The following is a 17,896-nucleotide window of genomic DNA, read 5'->3' on the forward strand; positions in this document are numbered from 1 at the left end:
GCCTCGCTCTCAGCATCATGCGCCTATTCGGACGCACAGGCGCCGCTGCAGCCTTTGAATTGCTGAGCCGCTGCGGCCCCTAAGAGAATGCAATACCGGTTATAATTATGTTCGCCATCGACAAAGGAAGCAAGACTTTCCATCCGATCGCCATCAGCTGGTCGTAGCGGTAGCGGGGGAGGGTGAAGCGAAGCCACATGAACAGATAGACGAAGAACGCCACCTTGAGCACGAACCAGACGAGCGGCGGCAATGGCAGCAGCACGCCGTTCCAGCCGCCGAAGAATAGGATCACAACCAGGACCGACACCAAGAGCATGATGGCGTATTCGCTGGCCATGAAGAACGCGAAGCGGATGCCACTGTATTCGGTATGGAATCCGGCCCCGAGATCGCCTTCCGCTTCCGCCAGATCAAAGGGAATGCGCTGGGCTTCGGCCAGCCCGGCGACAAAGAAGACAAAGAAACCGACCGGTTGATAGACGACGTTCCAGACATCGGCCTGGGCCCGCACGATGTCCAGAAGGCTCATGGACTGCGCCATCATTACCACGCCGATGACCGCGAACCCCATCGGGATCTCGTAGCTGATCATCTGCGCGCAGGTCCTGAGACTGCCGAGGACCGCGTATTTGCTGTTCGCGGCCCAGCCGCCGAAGATGATGCCGTAGACCTCCAGGCCGATCACGGCGAAGACGAAAAGGAGCGCCACGTTCAGGTTGGAGACGTAGAGCGTGATCTCGTTGCCGAGGACCGAGACGGTTTCGCCGAAAGGGACCGCGACGAACACCACGAAGGGCGGGGCGAGCGCCAGGATTGGAGCCAGTTTGAACAGGAAGCGGTCGGCATCGGCCGGGATGTGGTCCTCTTTGGTCAAGAGCTTGATGCCATCCGCCACCGGCTGCAGCAGCCCGTGCCATCCGACGCGCATCGGTCCCATCCGCTGCTGGATGTGCCCGGCGATCTTGCGTTCCACCCATGTTAGCGGCAAGGGCAGCAGCAGCAGGATCGCAATCAGCAACGCCACTTTGAAGATGATCAGGCCAAGGGCGACGATTAGTTCCATGATCCGCGGCTACTTGTCCAACGGTTGAAACGCGCCGGACCTGCTCCGGCTATGAGCACTGTGCGCACCTGTCTGGATGCACGGTACAACGGCCACGCACTACATACAATGCCATCACGGTTCCGCCGTCACCGGCGGCGATGTCAGCAAGGACGGGAAGGGTTCTCTCGAAGAGGTTTAGACTTTCATGCGGCCTTAGATCATTCCAGGGGCGCTAGTCGGGATGGGAGGAATGACTGGCGGCTTGGGCGTCACTCACTGACGACGCCAGATGTGACGGGCGGCCGATTGTGCACGACGGCGTTCTCCCAGGGCACAGAGAGACGGGGCACAGGGATGTGCCTGCCCGCGCGGAACGTCACCGTTGATCCGGGCTGTCCAGTCGCAACGAAAGCTGCACCCCGCCGCGTTTCAGCGCAGGCAGCGGACCGCTTAATTGAATTCGCCCGAATATCTGTTTCCGTCGCTCTTGATGGCGTTCTCGCTGACGTCGCGCTGCGGCGACGGCAGCCATAGCTCGCTCGATTACTTCCTCCGCACGGGTCATGGCGGCCTCCGGTTTGTTCACTATATGTTCTCATTCGCTGATGAGAATGTCAACCGATATCGGGGTGTCGCTTCAACACTGTCGGGCTTGAGTCTGCGGCTGCAGACATGGTTGGCTGTTGCCTAGTAGCCACCCGACACGAAGACGGCCTCGCCAGTCATGAAGCTGCAGGCGTCCGAGGCAAGGAAGAGCGCGGCGCCCACCATTTCATCGGGGGTGCCGGCGCGCCCCATCCAGTTGAGTGTGCGGACATAATTCGCCCAGCCCTCAGGGTCGCTGTCGCGACGGGCGGCATTGCGATCGGTGTCGACGAGACCGGGGGCGAGCGTGTTGAGCAATACGCCGCGAGCCGCGTAGTCGCGGGCAAGACTCTGGATCAGATTGTGCTGAGCGGCTTTCGTCGCCGCGTAAATCGAGACGATCGATTTCGGCCGCAGCTGGTTGATGCTGCCGATGTTGACGACGCGACCCCAGCGACGCTCGGCCATGCCCGGCAGGACGGCCTGCAGCATCTCGACCGTCGAGCGCAGATTGACGTCGATCTGTGTTGCGAAATCCTCAATCGTGACGTCTTTGAATGTCCCATTGATTTGCGCAGACGCATTGACGACCAGTATGTCCAAGGGACCGGCGGCTGCGACCGCCGCGGCGACAATTTCCCGGCCGGCGCCCGGCGGCGATAATTCCCCGTGGATCGAAACAGCATTGCCTCCGGCGGAGAGGATCGCCTGCTCGACATCGTCTGTCGCGCCAGGTCTTTGGCCGTGCAGAACCACCCGCGCCCCATAGGCGGCAAACCCATGCGCGATTGACGCGCCGATGCCGCGGCTCGATCCTGTGACGAGAGCGGTCCGGTCCTTCAGCGAGAAGATGTCCAAATATTTCGTCACGAGACCTCCTCATCCGGCGAACAGATTGGTGGGCAGGCCGCGCTCGCCGGGTTCGCAGGCGAAAATTCCACCCGAAAGGGGGGCTTCCGCCAGGGTCGAGGCGGGCAGTCGCGTGCGGGCGCTGGTGATGAACAGTGTCGTGAGATCGGCACCGCCGAAAGCCACGCTGGTCGGTCGCGGGATGGGCAGGTCGATGGCGCGGTCGAGCCGGCCATCCGGCAAGTAGCGGTTCACGCGCCAACCGTCCCAGATGGCACACCAGACGCCGCCGTCCGCATCGACGGCAAGCCCGTCCGGACGACCTTCGGACTCGGGCACGGTCACGAAGACGCGCCGGTTGGAGATAAGCCCTTCTTGCGCGTCGAAGTCATAGGCGTAGACGATGCCCGGGACGGTATCGACAAAATAGAATGTGCCGCCGTCGGGACTCCAGGCGAGCCCGTTGGCGACGGTGAAGCCGCTATCGGCGCGGACAACCTCGCCCGCGCCTGTGAGGCAGTAGAGACTGCCGCTGGGGCGGCTCACGTCTAGACGCATCGAGCCGACCCAGAGCCGGCCGCTCGGATCGACCTTGGCATCGTTCAGGCGGTTTTCCGGCAGACCGGGCTCCGGCTCTGCGAAGGAGGTAAAGAGACCGCGATCGAAATCGAAGCGCTCGATGCCGTCCTGCGATGCCACGAGCAGTCCGCCATCACGCGTCGGAAGGACGGCGCTGACAAGCTTGGAGACGTTACAGCTCTCGTTCTTGCCGGAAATCGGGTCGAAGCGATGGATGGCCGGATGCAGGATATCGACCCAATAGAGCCGCCTTTCGCTCTCGACCCATGCGGGCGCCTCGCCGAGTTGCGCGCCCCAGGGCAGCACGCAATGCACGCCGCTGAAGCCGCCGGACCGCGCGCGGGGCCGCGGACCGGAGCTGATCGCCACAGCGCCGACCGAGCCGGTGATGCGCCGCGCGGCCGCCATCAGCTCGCGGCCGACCGGATGGATGGCGGAATTGTCAAGGCGGGACGCTGGTCCGAGTACCACGAGCACACCGAGCGGGACTCCGTCGCGTCCGGCGATCGGCGCGGCGACCGAATTGACGCCAGCCAGGTGCTCCTCGTAGGAAACGGCATAGCCACGGGCGCGTGTCAGGAGCAGATCGGCCTCCAGCGCATGCGGGTCGGTGATTGTTTGCGGCGTAAAGCGATCGTAGACGATCTGGCCGGTCAATGCGCGGGCGAAGGAAGGTTCCTGAAAGGCGAGCAGAGCCTTGCCGGCGGCGGTGCAATGTATCGGCACGCGGCGGCCGACATCGATCAGCACGCCGAGCCCGTCGCTCGACCGCTCTTCCAGATAGACGACACGTTGACCGTCCAGCCGGCAAAGGGCCACCGTCTCGCCGAGTTCGACCGAGAGGCGCTCGAGTTCCGGAATGGCAGCGCTCACGAGATCGAATTTGTCCCAGACCCGATGTGAAAGCTCGAGAAAGCGATGGCCGAGCAGATAGGCGCCGCTTGTTTCGTCCTGGCGGATCAGGCGGTAGACCATCAGCGTCTTGAGCATGCGCGCCAGCGTCGGCTTCGGTACGCCGCTCAGCTTCTGCAAGTCAGCGAAGCGCAGCGGCTTCGCCGTTTCCGCGATGAGGTCGAGAAGAGCGAGGCCCTTGGCCAGCGCTGCCGCGCCGGCCGGGGCTCCACGATCTTCGAGCCCGCCTACACCTGCCTTCTCTTCCATGCCTCTACTGCCTCGTCTAGCATGCGCGTGATCGGCCATTCCGGCTCGAAGCCAAGCGTTTCGCGCATGCGATGGTTGGACGTGTGATACCACACACCGGCGCCTGGAAGATCAACGGTCACAAGCGGCAGCCCGGTCTTTTCGGCCATTACGGGCAGGACGTCTGCGAAGTCAACAGGATCGGTTGCCCCCAGATTGAAGACGCCCCCGGCCGCTTTCGGATGGGTGAGTGAGATGAGCACTCCCTTGGCCATGTCGCGGGTGTCTGTGATGTGCATGCGGAACGGCCGGCCGTTTTCGTTGCGGGTGAGAACCAGCGCCGCCTGCCCGGGATCGGCCGCTCTGAGGAGATCGGCTGCGGCCCGGTTGCCGAACGCCTCTTGCTGCTTGACTTTCGGACGCAGGAAGAAGCGCGGACCGGAGAAAAAGCTGTCCGGATCGAGCAGTTCGCTGGCGTTCTGCGTGTGCGAGAAGCGCAGGATCACCGTCTCCATCGGCGATACGCGTCCCTGGAACTTCACAAGTCCCTCGCCGATGAGCTTGGTCATGCCATAGGCCGAGAGCGGCTTCGTCGGGTGGTCCTCGGTGATCGGTTGGAACTCCGGCTTGTTCTCGGGGTAGACCTCGCCCGAACTTGCAAAGACGAAGCGCCCGACCTTCGCGTCGGCTGCCGTTTCGAGCACGATCCGCGTGCCCTCGACATTGGCGCGGAAGAGCTTGTCGCGGTCAGCCGGAAGCCACGACATGAAGGCGCCGAGATGGAGAACGGCGTCGACGCCCTCGCAGGCACGGCGTGCCGTCTCGCGGTCGTCAAAGGCGCCGACGACCTGCTCGAAGGCTGCGTCTTCTACACCGGCCGAGCGCAGGTCGAAGCCCCGCACCTGGTGTCCTGAGGCGAGCAGTTGCCGCGCGACAAAGGAGCCGACCCTGCCGGCGGAGCCGGTTACAAGGACTTTCATGTCAGTTCATTGCCTTTTCTGTCTTTGTGTCGAAAAGGTGGATCTCGGAGGCATTGAAGGAGAGCGTGAGCTCTTCGCCCTCACGGATGGGGCCGGCATGAGCGATGCGGGCGATCAAACCTTTGCCGCGCTCTTCGTCGCGCGAAGCCGCATAGGCATGTGCGCCGGGCTCGAAGTAGACATATTTCTCCGAGCCAAGGCTTTCGACCAGCACCGGCTTTACGGTGAATGTGACGTTGCCCTGACCGAGCGCAAGGTGTTCGGGCCGGATGCCGACGATGACCTCGCCGGCACCAACGCCCGCAGGGGCGTCGAAGGTCTGGCCGAAGAGAGTAAGCCTGCCGCCTTCCACCGTGGCACGCAGGAAGTTCATGCCCGGCGAGCCGATGAAACCGGCGACAAAGAGGTTGGCTGGTCTCGCAAACAACGTATCGGGATCGGCGATCTGCTGAATGACGCCGTCGCGCATGATGACGACGCGGTCGGCCATGGTCATCGCCTCGATCTGGTCATGCGTGACGTAGACCGTGGTGACGCCGATGCGCTTGTGCAGCGCGCTGATCTCCGCGCGGGTATGGACACGCAGCTTGGCATCGAGATTGGAAAGCGGCTCATCCATCAGGAAGGCGCGCGGTTCGCGCACGATGGCGCGCCCGAGTGCGACGCGCTGGCGCTGCCCGCCCGACAGCGCCTTCGGGCGGCGCTCAAGCAAATGGTCGACAGCGAGGATTTTTGCCACCTCGCGAACGCGCTTGTCGATCTCCGCCTTCGGAGTACCGCGCATCTTCAGGCCGAAACCGATGTTCTGCCCGACGGTCAGGTGCGGATAAAGCGCGTAGTTCTGGAAGACCATGGCAATGTCGCGGTCACCCGGCGCGAGGTCGGTAACGTCCCTGTCGCCGATCAGGATCTTGCCACCACTTGCCGGTTCAAGCCCGGCGAGGATTTTCAGCATCGTCGACTTGCCGCAGCCCGAGGGACCGACGAGGACCACGAACTCACCGTCTGCGATATCGAGCGAGAATTCCTTGAGGACGTTCAGCGCGCCGTAATTTTTGTAGACGTTTTGAATGCTTATGCCGGCCATTTCACTTCTCCGCGCCGGCTGTGAGGCCGCCGACCAAATAGCGTTCCAGGAACAGGTAGATGACGAGGATCGGCAGCGCGATGAACACGGCAGCAGCGGAGATCTCGTTCCAGTCGGTTACATATTCGCCTTTCATCGTGGTGATGCCGAGATTGGCCGTCCAACTGCCCTGTGCGTTGGTGAGGAAGGTGCGGGCATAGGCATAGTCCGCCCAGGAGAGCACGAAGGCATAGAGAGCCGTCGCTGCGAGCCCCGGGGTGGCGACCGGCAGCACGACCCGGAACATGGCGCCGAGCGGAGAACAGCCATCGACCATCGCGGCCTGCTCGAGTTCGCGCGGGATCGTGTCGAAATAGCCCTTCAGCATCCAGGTGGTGAAGGGGATGATCAGCGTCGCGTGAGCCAGGACGAGCGACCAGAGGCTGCCGATCAGCCCGATCGAGCGGAAGATGCCGAAGAGCGGGATCACCAGCAGCGTTGCCGGCAGCATCTTCGCTGTCAGGATGAACAGGCCGAGCGATCGCCCGCCTCTGAGGCTGAAGCGAGAGAGGCTGTAGCCGGCGAAGACCGAAACGACCATCGACAGGCCGACTGAGCCGATCGCAGCAAGCGTCGAGTTCCACAGCCACAGCAGGATCGGCCGCTCGGAAGCGACCTTGGTAAAGGTGCTCCACTGCGGCTCGGCCGGCCAGAAGGACGGCGGGAGCTGGCGGATCTCGGCGAGCGTCGAGAGTGCGGTGACAAACAGCCAGTAGATTGGGAAGAGCAGGATGCCGCAGACGACCGCGAGGCCCGCATAGAGCGCGAAGGATTGAAAGCCAGTACGTTCCATCGTTTTGAGCCTCCTAGTACATCGCCTGGGACTTGCGGCCGAGCATCAGAAGGCTGGCGATAACGCACAGGACGAGCGTCACGATGCCGATCGCAGAGGCGTAGCCCATGTTGAAGAAGCCGAAGGCCTGATCGTAGGTCATGATGGATAGTGTCTGGGTCGCCTTCAGCGGTCCGCCGTCGGTCAGCACCTTGATGATCGAAAAATCGCGGAACACCCAAAGCATGACGAGCACCAACGTCACCCCGAGCACGGGCATCAGCACGGGGATCGTGATGTACCGGAAGCGCTGCAACGCACTGGCGCCATCGACCTTGGCGGCATTGTAGAAGTCCTCCGGGATAGATTGCAGGCCCGCAAGCGTCATGATCGAAACAAAGGGATAGCCCTTCCAGATCATGGTTATTGCCACCACCCAGAAGGCGGCGGTCGGCTCGGAGAACCAGTTGATCATCTGGCTCGTAACCCCGAGCTTAATGAAGAGCCAGTTCATGAGGCCGAAGGAAGAATCGAATATCCAGGCAAAGATGACGACGGCAATCACTTCCGGAACTGCCCAGGGCAGGGCGACGAAGAGCCGTGCGAGTGTCCGCCCCTTGAAGCGATTGTTAACCAGAAGGGCCGTGCCGAGACCGACCGCAAAGCAGGCGGCGCTGACGACCACCACGAGTTTGATCGTCACCCAGCAGGCGTTCCAGAAATCCGGCGACGTGAAAAGCTTGCTGTAGTTCTCCAGGGTGAAGGGCTTGCGCGGCGCTTTGAGCGTGGCCATGCCGATCTTCTGAAACGACAGGTCAAGCGACACGAAGAGCGGATAGGCGATGATCAGAGCCACCAGTGCGACGGCCGGCAGCAGCAGCAGGTAGCCCAGCCAGTGCTGTCGGCTTGGGCGTGCCAGATCGAGGAAGCGTAGGCTCATGTCTCTGCCTTCAGGATTTAAAGGACGGGCGCTCCCATGTGAGCGCCCGGGACTCTTCATTGGTTGGCAAAGCGTCCTATTGAAGCGCCTCTGCCTTTTCGTGCATCGTCTTGGCGACGGTCGCCGGATCGAGGTCCTCGATGATCATCCGCTGCGCCTCCTCCTGGATCATTTTCGAGAATTCGTTGAACTGAACCTCAAGGCCGATCGGAATACGGTCGATCTTGTTCTCTGCCGCGGCCTGCTGCGATTCCACCATGAGATCGAAATGCGGGATTTTCGCCTTGGCATCGGCCAGATCCGCGCGCGGACTCGGAGGCGTGGACGCGGCGAGCGTCGCAAAGCTGGTCTGGAATTTGTCCGAGGCGGCGATGGCGATGAAGTCCCAGACCAGTTGCTTCTTCTCGTCCGAAATCTCGCTCGGCATCGCGAGCACGTTCGACGAGCCGCCGAGCGGCGGGTCGAAGGGTACGCTTGCGAGCTTCAGTTTGTCCTTGGCCGCCCCCTGCTGCATGATCGAATAGATCCACGGACCGTCGACCTTCAGCGCGATCTTGCCATCGGCGAAGAGTTTGCGCACCTCGCCCGCCGAAAGGTCGCGCGGCGTGAGGTTTTCACTGACGATCGTCTTCCAGCGCGTCAGGCCTTCGACCATCTCGGGTGTGTCGATCGTTACCTCGCCTTCAGCATTGGTGAAGCGTGCACCGGCATCGAACAGATAGCTCGCCATTTCCGCGATATATTGGCCGCCGCCGCCCTTGGTCTCGTGGCCCGTGCCGAATTGGTCGACGATGCCGTCGCCGTTCAGATCCTTAGTCGTCGCCTTGGCGGCTGCGAGGAACTCCGCATAGGTCTTGGGAACGGCGACACCTGCTTGCTTCAGGATCTCTTCGTTGTAGCCGAAGATCGTCCCGTAATAGAGCATCATGATGCAGACGGTCGTCTCCTGGAACCTGCAGATGTCCTGGCCGCTCCAGCCGTTGAGATCGAGTCCTGCCTTTTCGATCCAGGGACCAAGATCTTCCAGCCAGCCATTGTTGGCGAAGGCCTGGAACTCGAACGAGGCCAGGTGGACGATGTCGGGCGGCGTGCCTCCTGCGAACAGCGTCGTCATGGTGTCGGCATAGGCGCTGCGTTCGACCTTGGTCCATTCGATGGTGCTGCCGGGATGCTTTGCTTCCCACTCCTTGATCACCGAGGCCCACCAGTCGCCGACCCCCTTCTCGTCCTTCTGCCAGGAGACGAATTTGAGCACTTCCGCACCGGCCGAGGTGGGCAGGGCGGCGCCGACGAGCATCGCTGCAACCGCAGACGCGGCGATCCGTTTTCCTATGGTTTTCATGTTCTCCTCCACTCCTCCGCAAACTATCCATGTTCAGTGCTTCTTGAGCAGCCCGAGAGCCTCCCTGGACGGCTCGACGCCGAGGCCGGGTCCTGTCGGCAGGACGTACTCGCCCGCGGCGCAATCCATGTCGCCGTCGAGAAGCCGGCGGTTGGGTTCGAAAATCGAATGCTGGAACTCGTGGCAGTCGACATTGGCGAGCGCCGCACTCGCTTGCAGGCTTGCAGCCAGGAAAATGCCGGAGCCGATCGTTGCATGCGGGATGATCTTGATGTGGTGCGCCTGGGCATATTCCCCGATGCGCATGAATTGCGTGATGCCCTTGTGTCCCATTTCCGGCTGCACGATCGCTACCGCACCGCGCGCGAGGCGCGGCACCATGTCGTAGACCGTGCGCCACTCCTCCCCGACTGCAATCGCGGTCGACACGCCGGCCGCCACCCGCGCCAAGCCGTCGAGATCCTCGGTGCGCACAGGCGCCTCGGCGAACCACAGCCCGTGCGGCTCCATCGCCTTGATGAGCGCGATCGCCTCGCTTGCGGTTTGCGCCCAATGCATGTCGCAGGCGATGCGTGCTTCGGGACCCAGCCTTTCGCGCAGCGTTTCGATCTCCCTCGCGACGCCGTCGTCGGCAACAGGAGAGGCGAATTTGAAGGATGAAAAGCCTTTAGCTTGCCAGTGCGCGGCGAGCTCGGCGCGCTTGGCGCGCGTATCTTCCGGCAAGCCGGAGACGTAGGCGGCTATCCGATCGCGGCGCTGCCCGCCAAGCAGCTTGCAGATGGGCAGACCGGCGAGCTTGCCGGCGAGGTCCCACAATGCGATGTCGATCGCAGCCAAGGCGTCGACATAGAAACCGCCGGTGTAGCCGCGCACGCGCATCAGGTCGTAGAGATCGTCGTGTATCGCCGAGGCATCGAACGGGTCGCGGCCGATGGTGAAATCGGCCAGAAGATCGTCGATTATCTCCATGGTGGCCGCGGGAGCAGCCAGTCCGTAGGTCTCGCCCCAGCCAACTGCGCCGTTTGCCGTCTCGATCCGGACGAGCACGCTACGATCGAAGGTCGGATAGACCGTGCGATTGCCCTTGCGCACCAGATAACCGCGCTGGTTGGGATCCTCGCCGGGGCGGGGCTTTCCGAGATAGGGCCTGTCGCGCGGCAGGGTGAGCGTAAACGTCTCGATTTTCCGGACAGGGTCACTCATGCGCCAATTCCCTTCCGCTCGGGTGCCAATACCCCCGATTGTAGCCCACATTCGGCGAAGCAGCTTTCGATGTCCTGCATGGCGAACGGGTCGAGCTCCGGGGTAGGTGCGCGCACGGTGCGATCGTCCAAAACGCCGCGGAGCCTGAGCACATGCTTGGTGAGACGCATACGGTAGACGGCCTGCAATACCAACAAAGGCAACGATTTAACGTAGAGCGCCCTCGCTTCGCTTCTACGTCCGGCGCGGTAATCCCGGTCGAGGGCAACATGCAAATCGGCTATCTCGAGCGCCGGCATCGCAGCACAAGCGCCACGATCGTACTCGTCCAGGATGTAGCGGGCGCCGCCGCCTCCGATGACACCCAACAGATGCTCGGGCGCCTCGGCGAGGATCGCCGTGATTGCCGGACCCGCCGGCAGCGTCTCCTCCTTCACGTAGCGGACGGCGGCGACCCGGCGGACGACCTGCAAGACCGCCTGAGGCGAGAGGTCGGAGCCGCGCGGTGCCGGCGCATTTTGAAGAATGATTTCGGCGCCCGGCAACTGCGCCGCCACGGCCGAGAGAAAGGATGCCACCGCGTCGGCACCGGCACCGATCGATTTCGGCGGTTGAATCATCAGCCGCTTGATCCCCAGTGCAAGCGCCTGGCTGCCGTATTTGGCGACTTCATCGACCGTCGGCGCGCTGGCGCCCGCCACGATCGGCACTCGACCGTCCACTTCGGTGGCGACGAGTTGAAGAAGCGCTGCGCGCTCGTCGACGGTCAGTGTTTCCACTTCGCTGGCAAATCCCGGAAATACGACTCCGTCGACCCCGGCTCGCAGCGCGAAGCGGACGACGCGGCGCATCGCTTCGAAATCGACGCCAGCATCGGCAAAGGGCGTCGGGAGCACCGGAAGTATTCCTGTCAGACGCATAATCACGAGAGGTCCATATAATGAGACTATCTTTTTACATTGTGGACCATAAGTGAAAATGGTAGGGGGTGTCAATCGTGATCCGCGATTGAAGGAGACCTGTCTTGTCCATCGATCCGACTGATTCAGTCACAGTGGTGCTCGACTGGGGAACCACGGGCTTCCGTGCCGCGGCGGTGGATCGGGAAGGCCTGATCGTCGATGTGATGGAAAGCCGGCAAGGCGTTCAGGCCGTTGCGAAGGGCGAGCATGCGGGCGTGCTTTCCGATGCGCTCGCGCCCTGGCGCAGCAAACACGGTTCTCTTCGCGTCGTGGCGGCAGGAATGATCGGCAGCCGCAATGGCTGGCTCGAGATGCCCTATGTGCCGACGCCGGCGACGGCCGCGGATTTCGCTGCGGCCAGCCGCACCATCGAACTTCCCGAAGGAGACCGGCTCATGTTCCTTCCGGGGCTGACCGATCCGTCCGCCTTTCCGTTTCCCGACGTCATGCGTGGCGAGGAGACCCAGCTTGTGGGCTTCGGGCTGGAACAGGACATCGTCGTCGTTCTTCCCGGCACCCATTCCAAATGGGCCGAGATCCGCCACGGCCGCATCGAGCGATTCCGCACTTTCGTTACTGGCGAGATCTTCAACACGCTCGCGAACCATTCCTTTCTGTCGAAGGTCGCGACGGCGGAGGCGGACCACGCCAGCGCGGCTTTTGCCGAAGGCCTTGCGCTTGCCCGCGACGAAAGCGGAAGGGCCGGCGGCCTGTTGACCCGCCTCTTTGCCGTGCGCACCGGCTGGCTCGCTGGCAAGATCACGCCGGAGGAGATGAAAAGCCGGCTGTCCGGTCTGATCGTCGGGTGGGAATTCGCCGAGGCGCGTGCCGGGGGCTGGTTCAAAGAGGGCGACACGATCGCGATTGTTGGCGATGACGACCTGGCCGAGGTTTACGAGGCCGTGTCTAAGGCCTTTGGCGTGAATCTTGCGCCGGCCCCTGCCGACGCAGCGATCCGCGGCGCGCTCGCCATCTCGGAATACGATCTTCGCTCGCGCGGCCAAGAAAGTTCTGGCAGATCGTACCAGCGCGCCTGAGCGTGCCGTTCATAAAACCACATCGACGACTACCGCCGCCCTTGGGAAGCGAGAGCCATGATCCTATCTAAGACTGGTCCCAATCTTCGAAGGCGATCGCTCATGTCAGACAAGTCGATCAGAATTCCCGGGCCCGATCATCCTATCACTATCGATCACAATCCAGCGCGCGTCGTCGTCAAGCTTGACGGTCGCGTCGTCGCCGACACGCGCGATGCGCTGACATTGCGCGAGGCGTCCTACCCGGCGGTGCAGTATATCCCCCGCAAGGACGTCGACATGTCGCTGCTTGCACGTACCGATCATTCGACGCACTGCCCCTACAAGGGCGATGCTTCCTATTACAGCATCACGCCCGGTGGCGAGCGCTCGAAAAACGCCGTCTGGACCTATGAAGATCCCCATGCGGCGGTACGGGAAATCAAGGACCACGTGGCGTTCTATCCGGATCGGGTGGATTCGATCGAGGAACTGTAGGCGCCGCTTGGATCGCATGTTGTCCCGTCCGGACCTCCGGGATCGGGCAGCCGGAGAAGGCTGGCCCGCGACGAGCGTCCCGCCCGAAGCCCAATCGGGAGAGCAACCTCGTTGAGCCCGGTGTCATTCGGCCGCTGCCGCTGGGGCGGTTATGGCCTGCACCACCGCTGCGGCCAAACGCTTGGACGAGGCGATGGCATCACTCATGGATTGCTTGTGCCGGGTATCGCCGAATTCCTGGTACTCGACGCGGACGACATGCATATCCGAAACACCGAGATAGTGTTTCACTGTTCTCAGGTGCGGGATGAGCTGATCCATATCGCCCCGAACGCCTGCCGGGTCGAACCCAAACTCACCTGAAGAACTCAGCACTACCATCTGCTTCCCGGACATGATCGGCCGGAGCGGGAAGTCGCCGCGACCGAGGTCGAAGGAGAAGGTCCGGCCGATGCGGACCACATTGTCGACCCAGGCCTTCAGGGCGGAGGGCATGCCGTAGTTGTACATCGGAACGTTGACGACCAGAACGTCGGCCGCGGCGAGCTCGTCGATAAGGTCATCGGAGGCGGCAAGGATCTGATGCTGCTCCGGCGTGCGCGCCTCGACCGGGGCAAAGGCAGCGGCGATCCACGGCTCCGTGATATGGGCTGGCGGTTGTTCGGCCAGATCGCGAATGATCCACACATCGTCGGGACGATGCATTCTCCATTCCCGTTCGAATGTATCGCCCAGGGTGCGGGTGAGAGACCGAGAGCGACGGGCGCTTGCATCGAGGCGCAGAAGGGTTTTCATCGAGTTATTCCCTTGGTGAATTTTTCTCGTGCAATATGCGGCTTCCAAGGCAATGTTTAAAACGAGAAATCCACCCATTCGAATGAAGGAAACTCATCTCAGTGCGAGCTTCTCTCTCTGCAATTCGGGTCTTCGAGGCCGCAGCCCGGCTTGGCAGTTTCAAGGACGCTGCGGGCGAGCTTGGCTTGACATCCACTGCCGTGTCTCACCGGGTTCGCGGCCTTGAGGGTGATCTGGGCGTCGACCTGTTCCGGCGCTCGCACAGGAAAGTCGAGCTGACGCAGGCAGGCGCGGAACTTCTGGAAGCCGCCCGCGCCGCCGTATCGCTGCTCGAAAACGCGATTGACCGGATCAGCAGCGAAACGCGCAGCGTGACATTGACGACAACGCCAGCCTTTGCAGCTCTGTGGTTAGCGCCCCGGATTTCCGAGTTTCAGGCGCAGTTTCCAAACCTGTCGCTGCGGACCGAGGCCAGCCACACGTCAATCGATCTTGAGCGAACGCGAGGCATAGATGCGGCCGTAAGGTATTCGCTCAGCACTTCTAGTGAAGGCCAACTCCTGGTGCGCGAGGGGTTCAAGGCCTTCGCGTCGCCCGGAACCTTTGCGCGCCAGGCCGAGACCCGGAGCGTGGCAGTCCTCTCGTATCGCTGGCGATCTCGCGGTCTGGAGAACCTTGCGCTCGATCCATGGGAAACGGCTCTGGGGCAACACGGATCCCTCAAGGTCATTTCCTATGACGACGAGCATCATGCAGCCCTCGCCGCTGTCTCGGGCAAGGGGATCGTCGTCCTCAGCGACGTGCTTGCGCAGCACCTGGTCTCTAGTGCGCTCCTTGAAGACGTCCTGCCTGACGTCTCGATTCCCGGCCATTGCTACCGTATCATGGTGCCAAACCGGACACGGGCTGACCGCGACACACGACAAGTTCTCGAGTGGTTGCAGGATGAAATGCGCAGCTTGAGAACATGATGCATGAGCAATCGGCTTTTGGCAGAGGCACGCGAAAATGCGGTGACGTCCGGCCGCTCGTCACGGAATGTGATACTGCTGGAACACCTGGAGGAAAAGCTCGCGTTCGGTTGTGATGTCGAGCTTCTCGTAGATCCTGGCGCGATGGTTCTTCACCGTGCCCGCCGCAATGCCGAGCTTGGTGGCGATAGTCGCGTTCGGGTGGCCTTTGAGGATCAAGTCGACGAGTTCACGCTCGCGTGTGGAAAGCTCCGGCCACAGGGCGGCTGACGCCTGCGAGGCATTGACCGGTGCTGCCCCCGGCACGGCGGGCACATCGGTGCGCCGGAAATCGGGCGCCTGTGCGCGCGTGTCGAGTTCATGCAGCGCGGCGAAGACCGCAAAGCGGTTGCGAAGCGTCTCGATCTCGTCGTCGCGATACATTTTCGTCGAGCGGTCGAGGAAGATGCCAAGGCACCAGTCCTCGCCGTCCTCGAGCAGGACGCCAACCTCGTCGCAGATTTCCGATTGCGCCAGGAACTCCGCGATATAGCGGCCGCGTTTGGCGTCGTCGTCCGCAAGGCTATTCAGCGGGACGATCCCAGGTCGCCGCTCACGCCGCCAATAAGCATAAAACGGGTCAAAGACGTAATAGGTGTCGAGATAGCGGCCGGCCATTTCGTCTGAATAGCGGCGATGTTTGATAAATTCTGGCTTGCGGGTGACGGAGTAGCGCACGACCGTCACCAAATCCTGCGGCACGGACGATCCGATCATGTCGATCAATCGATCGACGTGGCTGTCTGTGCCCGTCGCAGCGATCGCATCGGCCAAGGTTTTCCAGAATCCATTGCTGTTCATGTCGTCGTCTAGCACCCTTCCCCCTGCCGGTCATTGTGCCTTTTGGCCTATTTCCTGCCTCCCAAACCGCCAATAGGCTGCCTCCATCATCAGAGCCATGGAGGGTGAAGCCTTGGAAAACCCAATCGTGATCGGCATTGACGCGGGCGGCACGATGACCGACACCATCCTTGTCGATCAGCACGGACACTTCAAGATCGGCAAGGCCGCCACCACCCCGAGAAACGAGGCTGAAGGCTTCATCGCCTCCTCCCAGGACGCAGCGGATGCTTGGGGCATCTCGCTTGAAAGCCTGTTTTCGGGCCTCGACGTGGTGCTTTATTCGGGCACCGGCATGCTCAACACGCTTCTGTCGCGCACCGGCCGCAAGCTCGGCCTCATCACTACAAAGGGCATGGAGGACATGGTGCTGATGGGCCGCGGCCTGCAGGCCTGGGCCGACTATTCCTATGCCGACAGGCTGCATGCCGTCACCCATGCCCATCCTGATCCACTCGTGCCGCGCCGCCGCACTCATGGCGTGACCGAGCGCATCGACCATTTCGGGGATATCATCCTGCCGCTTTACGAGCAGGAGGTGATCGCGGCGGCCCGTGCACTGATCCGCGACAAGGTCGACGCGATCTGCATCATGACGATCTTCTCCCACGTCAATCCGGTGCATGAGAAGCGCATCGCCGAAATCTGCCGCGAGGTGATCGAGGCCGCCGGCGTCGAGATCGGCGTCTATACCAGCCATGAGGTGCGTCCTGTGATCCGGGAACAATCGAGGCTGAACTCTGTGCTGATCGAGGCCTATGCGACCTCACGGGGGCGCCGGCAGCTCAAGGGCATCGAGGAGGCTTCTCAAAAATACGGCTTCAAATATGGCGTGCAGACACTGCTCTCCTTCGGCGGGCTCACCTCGATCAACCATCCGCGCCTGCACGAGACGATGATCTCCGGCCCGATCGGCGGCATTCTCGGCGCGGCCTATGTCGGCAAGCTGATCGGCAACGACTCGCTCATCTGCTCGGACATGGGCGGCACGTCCTTCGACATGGGCGTCATTTCGCGCGGCCAGACCCGCATCGAAAACGAGCCGCTGATGGACCGCTTCAAGCTGAACGTGCCGACGCTCCATCTCGACACGATCGGCGCGGGCGCGGGGATGATCCTGAAGGTCGATCCGCTGACGAAGAAGGTTTCGCTCGGGCCGGAAAGCGCCGGTTCCGATCCCGGTCCGATCTGCTTTGCCAAGGGCGGCACCGAGCCGACAATCGCCGATTGCGATGCGATTCTCGGCCGGCTGAACCCTCATTACTTCCTCGGCGGCAAGGTGGTGCTTCAGGTCGAGAAGGCGCGTGCGGCGTTCAAGGAAAAATGCGCCGACGTGCTCGGCGTCGGCGTCGAGGAAGCGGCCGAGGGCATGATCGACATGCTGGAGCAGGACGCCAACAACGCGCTGCGTCGCGTCATCTCGGGCCAGGGCATCCACCCGTCGGAATTCACCCTGCTTTCCTATGGCGGTTCGGGGCCGCTGCATCTTGCCGGCTGCTCGCGGGGCATCGGCTTCAAGGATATCATCACGTTCCAGTTCGCTGCCGCCTTCTCCGCCTTCGGCTGTACGACGGCCGACTATATGCGCCGCCATTCGGTCTCGACTCAGATCGATATCGGCGCCCGTGCCTCCGAGGGTCAGCTGGTTGCTGCCGGCGCGCAGGTGACGGGGGTGTGGCGTGACCTCGAAAAGGCCGCGGTCGACGAAATGCTCGTCGACGGCCACGCGCGGGAGAAGATCAGGACTGTTCCCTTCTTCATGGCCCGCTATACCGGTCAATTGGAGGACGTAGAGGTTATCGCGCCGCTGTCGTCCATCGAGACGGCCGACGACATGCGGACCGTGCTGGCGCAGTTCGAAGAAGTCTACGCCAAAGCCAATCATCGCGTATCGCGATATGGCGAGGCGGGCTTTTCGTTGATGGAACTAGGCGTCATTGCCACGGCCGACAAGATCAAGCCGGTGCTCGTCAAGCGGCCGCTCGGAACCTCCAATCCGCAATCGGCTCACAAGGGCGTTCGCGAGGCCTATATCGGCGGCCGCTGGCACAAGGCCAACCTCTACGAGATGGATCTGCTTCAGCCCGGACACGAGGTGATCGGCCCGGCGATCATCGAGCACCCGGCAACGACCCTCGTCGTGCATCCCGACGATCGCGTCTTCGTCGATGAATGGACGCTGCTTCACTACAACCACGCCTGAGCTGGAGG

The 17,896-nt window shown here is 62.4% G+C and carries 17 protein-coding genes; 4 read left to right on the top strand and 13 right to left on the bottom strand.

Translation table 11 applies throughout. The features are described from left to right. Positions 1–79: 79 nt before the first annotated feature. From nuoH to ILFOPFJJ_RS18895, 11 genes are all read right to left on the bottom strand, one after another. Positions 80–1,066, bottom strand: a complete 987-nt coding sequence (gene nuoH / locus ILFOPFJJ_RS18850) for an NADH-quinone oxidoreductase subunit NuoH (protein ID WP_173512080.1) — start codon at positions 1,064–1,066, stop codon at positions 80–82. A gap of 358 nt (positions 1,067–1,424) precedes the next feature. After that, positions 1,425–1,613, bottom strand: coding sequence for a hypothetical protein (locus tag ILFOPFJJ_RS35130; RefSeq protein WP_246299684.1), 189 nt, complete (start codon positions 1,611–1,613; stop codon positions 1,425–1,427). A 122-nt stretch (positions 1,614–1,735) separates the two neighbouring features. Further along, a complete protein-coding gene (locus ILFOPFJJ_RS18855; RefSeq protein ID WP_173512081.1) occupies positions 1,736–2,503 on the bottom strand; it encodes an SDR family NAD(P)-dependent oxidoreductase in 768 nt (255 codons plus the stop codon). Positions 2,504–2,512: 9 nt separating this feature from the next. Beyond that, the gene (locus tag ILFOPFJJ_RS18860) at positions 2,513–4,222 is read right to left on the bottom strand and encodes an SMP-30/gluconolactonase/LRE family protein (RefSeq protein WP_173512082.1); all 1,710 of its coding nucleotides are present in this window, start codon (positions 4,220–4,222) and stop codon (positions 2,513–2,515) included. Further along, positions 4,201–5,181, bottom strand: a complete 981-nt coding sequence (locus tag ILFOPFJJ_RS18865; protein ID WP_173512083.1) for an NAD-dependent epimerase/dehydratase family protein — start codon at positions 5,179–5,181, stop codon at positions 4,201–4,203. The genes ILFOPFJJ_RS18860 and ILFOPFJJ_RS18865 overlap by 22 nt, the downstream gene beginning before the upstream one ends. A 1-nt stretch (position 5,182) precedes the next feature. Beyond that, a complete protein-coding gene (locus tag ILFOPFJJ_RS18870) occupies positions 5,183–6,268 on the bottom strand; it encodes an ABC transporter ATP-binding protein (protein WP_173512084.1) in 1,086 nt (361 codons plus the stop codon). A gap of 1 nt (position 6,269) precedes the next feature. Continuing rightward, on the bottom strand, positions 6,270–7,100 hold the full coding sequence (locus tag ILFOPFJJ_RS18875; protein ID WP_173512085.1) for a carbohydrate ABC transporter permease: 831 nt from the start codon (positions 7,098–7,100) through the stop codon (positions 6,270–6,272). A 13-nt stretch (positions 7,101–7,113) separates the two neighbouring features. Beyond that, positions 7,114–8,019: a carbohydrate ABC transporter permease gene (locus tag ILFOPFJJ_RS18880; RefSeq protein ID WP_173512086.1), complete on the bottom strand. Its 906-nt coding sequence runs from the start codon at positions 8,017–8,019 to the stop codon at positions 7,114–7,116. 76 nt (positions 8,020–8,095) lie between these two features. Then, positions 8,096–9,361, bottom strand: a complete 1,266-nt coding sequence (locus ILFOPFJJ_RS18885; RefSeq protein ID WP_173512087.1) for an ABC transporter substrate-binding protein — start codon at positions 9,359–9,361, stop codon at positions 8,096–8,098. Between the two features lie 33 nt (positions 9,362–9,394). After that, the gene (locus ILFOPFJJ_RS18890) at positions 9,395–10,564 is read right to left on the bottom strand and encodes a mandelate racemase/muconate lactonizing enzyme family protein (protein WP_173512088.1); all 1,170 of its coding nucleotides are present in this window, start codon (positions 10,562–10,564) and stop codon (positions 9,395–9,397) included. Next, the gene (locus ILFOPFJJ_RS18895) at positions 10,561–11,484 is read right to left on the bottom strand and encodes a dihydrodipicolinate synthase family protein (protein WP_173512500.1); all 924 of its coding nucleotides are present in this window, start codon (positions 11,482–11,484) and stop codon (positions 10,561–10,563) included. The genes ILFOPFJJ_RS18890 and ILFOPFJJ_RS18895 overlap by 4 nt, the downstream gene beginning before the upstream one ends. Before the next feature lie 104 nt (positions 11,485–11,588). Here ILFOPFJJ_RS18895 and ILFOPFJJ_RS18900 point away from each other — a divergent pair, with 104 nt between their 5' ends. Continuing rightward, positions 11,589–12,563, top strand: a complete 975-nt coding sequence (locus ILFOPFJJ_RS18900; protein ID WP_173512089.1) for a 2-dehydro-3-deoxygalactonokinase — start codon at positions 11,589–11,591, stop codon at positions 12,561–12,563. Between the two features lie 102 nt (positions 12,564–12,665). Then, a complete protein-coding gene (locus tag ILFOPFJJ_RS18905; protein WP_173512090.1) occupies positions 12,666–13,040 on the top strand; it encodes a DUF427 domain-containing protein in 375 nt (124 codons plus the stop codon). Positions 13,041–13,163: 123 nt separating this feature from the next. Here the strand turns inward: ILFOPFJJ_RS18905 and ILFOPFJJ_RS18910 are convergent, their stop codons facing one another. Next, a complete protein-coding gene (locus tag ILFOPFJJ_RS18910; protein WP_173512501.1) occupies positions 13,164–13,835 on the bottom strand; it encodes an FMN-dependent NADH-azoreductase in 672 nt (223 codons plus the stop codon). A 101-nt stretch (positions 13,836–13,936) separates the two neighbouring features. On the opposite strand from ILFOPFJJ_RS18910, the gene ILFOPFJJ_RS18915 reads away from it, so the two are divergent. Then, positions 13,937–14,806 carry a LysR family transcriptional regulator gene (locus tag ILFOPFJJ_RS18915; RefSeq protein ID WP_173512091.1) on the top strand — a complete coding sequence of 290 codons (870 nt, stop codon included), beginning with the start codon at positions 13,937–13,939 and terminating at the stop codon, positions 14,804–14,806. 60 nt (positions 14,807–14,866) lie between these two features. Here ILFOPFJJ_RS18915 and ILFOPFJJ_RS18920 read toward each other — a convergent pair whose 3' ends face one another. Further along, positions 14,867–15,646 (bottom strand): helix-turn-helix transcriptional regulator, encoded by a 780-nt coding sequence (locus ILFOPFJJ_RS18920; protein WP_173512092.1) that lies wholly within the window; start codon positions 15,644–15,646, stop codon positions 14,867–14,869. Positions 15,647–15,758: 112 nt separating this feature from the next. On the opposite strand from ILFOPFJJ_RS18920, the gene ILFOPFJJ_RS18925 reads away from it, so the two are divergent. Further along, positions 15,759–17,888: a hydantoinase/oxoprolinase family protein gene (locus tag ILFOPFJJ_RS18925; protein WP_173512093.1), complete on the top strand. Its 2,130-nt coding sequence runs from the start codon at positions 15,759–15,761 to the stop codon at positions 17,886–17,888. The last annotated feature ends 8 nt before the right edge of the window (positions 17,889–17,896 follow it).

The sequence above is a fragment of the Sinorhizobium psoraleae genome (assembly GCF_013283645.1).
Taxonomy (GTDB): Bacteria; Pseudomonadota; Alphaproteobacteria; order Rhizobiales; family Rhizobiaceae; genus Sinorhizobium; species Sinorhizobium psoraleae.